Genomic DNA, 240 nt, shown 5'->3' on the forward strand with positions numbered 1-240 from the left:
GTCCAAGGCCGTGCTGCTCGGCAAGGCCGAGACCTCGGCCTTCGACGTCGACTTCGCCGGCCTGGACGTCGAGCTGGTCCTCGGCCGGCAGGTGACCGCCCAGCGCGCCGCCGCGCGCGTCCTGGTCACCGACGCCGGCCCGGTGCCCTACGACGGCCTGGTCGTCGCCACCGGCGCCGAGCCGATCCCCCTGCCCGGCGCCGAGAGCGACCCGGGCGTCCATGTGCTGCGCACCCTCGA

The 240-nt window shown here is 76.2% G+C and carries 1 pseudogene; it reads left to right on the forward strand.

The features are described 5' to 3' along the window. Positions 1–240, forward strand: a pseudogene (locus ACSNOK_RS36035) (NAD(P)/FAD-dependent oxidoreductase); the annotation flags it as partial.

Origin of the sequence: Streptomyces sp. URMC 126 (assembly GCF_051386555.1) — a bacterium.
GTDB lineage: Bacteria > Actinomycetota > Actinomycetes > Streptomycetales > Streptomycetaceae > Streptomyces.